Source organism: Mycobacterium talmoniae (genome assembly GCF_001854525.1).
Taxonomy (GTDB): Bacteria; Actinomycetota; Actinomycetes; order Mycobacteriales; family Mycobacteriaceae; genus Mycobacterium; species Mycobacterium talmoniae.
In genome coordinates, this window is the sequence record NZ_MLQM01000296.1 from 1 (window position 1) to 3,093 (window position 3,093).

Below are 3,093 nucleotides of genomic sequence, written 5' to 3' on the forward strand. Positions count from 1 at the left end.
GGCCCGGGCACATGCCCACCCCGGTAGGGCCGGGCCCAAAAAGCGTCGATCGTGGCCTGCGCGGCGGCTTTACGGCGCTCCAGAGTGTGGGTGAGCGCTTCGATGCGCAGCTCGGCCGGCGGGGTGCGAGCCTGTCACGAATTTTGTGTAAGTCAGAGGTGACTTGACGACGAATATCACGCTAGCACAAGGGGATTCGCCCTGGGAATAGTCTCGATAATGTGTTCAGCGCCACAGTCCAGTTGTAGGTTCCGGTCCCGGAAAATCCTCCCCTTTCGCTGGAGATATTGCGCAGCCCCAGATACAGCAACTTCATCGCGGAGTCCTTATCGGGGAAATGGCCGCGGTTTTTGGTGATCTTGCGCAGCTGGAAGTTGATCGATTCGATCGCGTTGGTGGTGTAGACGATCTTGCGCAGCTCGACCGGGTAGTCCAAGAACGGCACGAACTCGCTCCAGGCGTGGCGCCACACGTCGATCGCGCCGGGGTACCGGGCCCCGTAGGCGACCTCGAAGTCCTTAAGGGCCAGCTCAGCGGCCTCCACGGTCGGCGCGCCGTAGATGGCCCGCATGAAGGTGACGACCTTGCGGCGGTCCTTGTAGGACACGAACCGCATCGCGTTGCGGATCACGTGCACCACACACGTTTGCACCACGGTGTCGGGGAAAATCGAGCGGATCGCATCGGGCAGGCCGGTCAACCCGTCACAGCAGGCGATCAAGATGTCGCGGACCCCGCGGTTGCGCAGGTCGATGACGACCTTTTGCCAAAACTTCGCGCCCTCGGAGTCCTGGATCCAGACCCCCAGGGCGTGTTTGCGCCCGTCGAGGTCGACCCCGATGGCCAAATAGGCCACCTTGGTGGTGACCACGCCGTTGTCCTTGATGCGTAACCGCAAACCGTCGATGTAGAGGATCGGATAGACCTCGTCGAGCGGGCGGGCCTGCCAGGCCTTGATCTCATCGACCACGACCTCGGTGATGTTGGAGATCAACTCGCGCGACACGCTGGCCCCGTACACCTCTTGGAGGTGGGCTTCGATATCGCGGGTGGTCATCCCGCGTGAATACAACGACAACACCACCGAGTTGATGTTGCCCAGCCGGCGGGTCTTTTTGGGCACGATCGCCGGCTCAAACGAGCCGTTACGGTCCCGGGGCACCCGGATATCGACCGGGCCGTTGACCGTGGTCACCGTTTTCGGCGACGACCCGTTGCGCGAATTGCCCGAGCCGCGGCCAGCCGGATCACCGACCTCATAGCCCAGATGGTGGGTCAGCTCCGAATCCAACGCCCGCTCCAACACGGCCTTGGTCAACTGATTGAGCAAACCGTCCGCGCCATCGATCGGCGTCCCGGTCTTAACCGCATCCTTGATCAACGAATCCAGCGTCTCGGCGGTAAACGTCTCCGCCAACCGCCGAGCCGCCGACTCCTCCTGACCGGCCGACTGCGTGGCCTTGCCCACAAATCACTCCTTCTGCCCGCCCAAATGGCGGTCCGATGATGGACCACCCCGGACTTACACAGATGGAATGACACGCCCCGGGGTGCCCAGCGGCAACAACCCGCCCGCCTGCCGCGCAGCGCGGTAGTCGGCGATCAGGGCCTCCCGTTTGGCCTGCCGCTGCGCGGCACGCGCACGCTTGCGCGCCGCCACCGCCTCCCGATCCGCACCCCCGGCGGCAGTATCGGCCTGCAACTGCTCGAGTGCCTCCTTGATCCGGCGGGCCCGTGAACTGGGATCCACCAGGTCCTCGGGCAGCTCATCGCCGCGACTGTCGGGGCCATACAACTGGTCTTCGGCGGCATCGGTGGCCGCATGCTCGGCCGCGGCGGCCGCAGCCAACTCGCGTGCCTTGGCTTGGTCGATGCCGGCCTGCTCGGCGGCGGCTTTGCGTAACCCGTCTTCGCAACGGTTGGCCGCCAGCGACGCGTTCGAGGCGATCTTGACCGAATCGATGGCCACCACCCCCACCCGGCCCATGCCCAGCCGCGCGCACAACGCCAACACCTGGGCGAACAAGTCCTCACACACCGCGGCCGCCGCAGCACGAAACCGCGAGATCGTCACATGATCAGGCGCATCACCAGCACAGATGATCCGAAACGCCACATCACGCTCACACCGTCGCTCGATAACCCGCGACGAACGCACCCCGTGGGCCCACGCCCAGATCAGCAGCGTCAACAACATGTCCGGGTCATAACCGGCCCGCCCCGCCCCACCGGTCCGCCGCATCCCATGCAGCCCCGACGTATCCAAGCCAGCGACCGCGCTGATCACCAGCCACACCGGATCCGACTCCGGCAGCCAATCAGCCATGCTCTCCGGCATCAAAAACTGCTGATCACGATCCACCGGACGATATCCCTTAGCCACCAACCGATCTTCATCGACCAGCGACCCCCAACCAGACACGACATGCCCACCACACACGACCGATTTCGCAACAGCCCGTTTTCTCGCCGTACGTGCACACTCGTCGCGAGAGGGCGGCGGAGCCCGGCCGGTTACTGTGCCGGCGCGACCGGCGGCTGCTGGGCGAAGTTGGTCAACGCGTCGTTGCCGGCCACGTTCTGCGACTGGATGGCCTGCCACAACTGCGCGACGTAGCCGAGATCCGGGCGCGCGCCGGTCGGGTCGACGGGCAGGCTGTTCGGGTCGGGCATCTGCATCCCGCCCGGCAGCCCGGCGGGCGTCTCACCGGACATCACCTGGTTGGCGACATCGAACACCGGCGCCGGCACCGCGGCCAGGGCGGGTCCGCCCGCCGCAGCCGGGTCAATGGGGGGCGCCGGCAGCGCCGGATCGGTCAGCGCCGGGGCCTGCGGCACGGTGTGCAGCGCCCACTGCCGGGTGTCCGACCGCGCGGCACCGTCGGACTCGTCGTACGTCCAGTCCGTCTCGACAATGGCCGGGCCCTCGGCGGGCGGCGCCTCAACGACGGGCGGCAGGTCCTCGGGCGCGGGAGGCAGGTCTTCGGGCGCGGGGGCCAGGTCCTCGGGGGCCGGCGGCAGATCCTCCGGCGCCGGCGGCAGGTCTTCGGGAGCGGGCGGCAGGTCCTCGGGCGGCATCGGGTTGTCCAGCGC

General features: G+C 66.7%; 1 protein-coding gene and 2 pseudogenes. All 3 read right to left on the bottom strand.

Features of this window, described 5'->3' with window-relative positions:
• Nucleotides 1-181: 181 nt before the first annotated feature.
• Nucleotides 182-1,417, bottom strand: a complete 1,236-nt coding sequence (locus BKN37_RS26635) for an IS256 family transposase (protein ID WP_071030256.1) — start codon at nucleotides 1,415-1,417, stop codon at nucleotides 182-184.
• A 150-nt stretch (nucleotides 1,418-1,567) separates the two neighbouring features.
• Nucleotides 1,568-2,383 (bottom strand): annotated as a pseudogene (locus BKN37_RS26640) (transposase); the annotation flags it as partial.
• 131 nt (nucleotides 2,384-2,514) lie between these two features.
• Nucleotides 2,515-3,093, bottom strand: a pseudogene (locus BKN37_RS26645) (transglycosylase family protein); the annotation flags it as partial.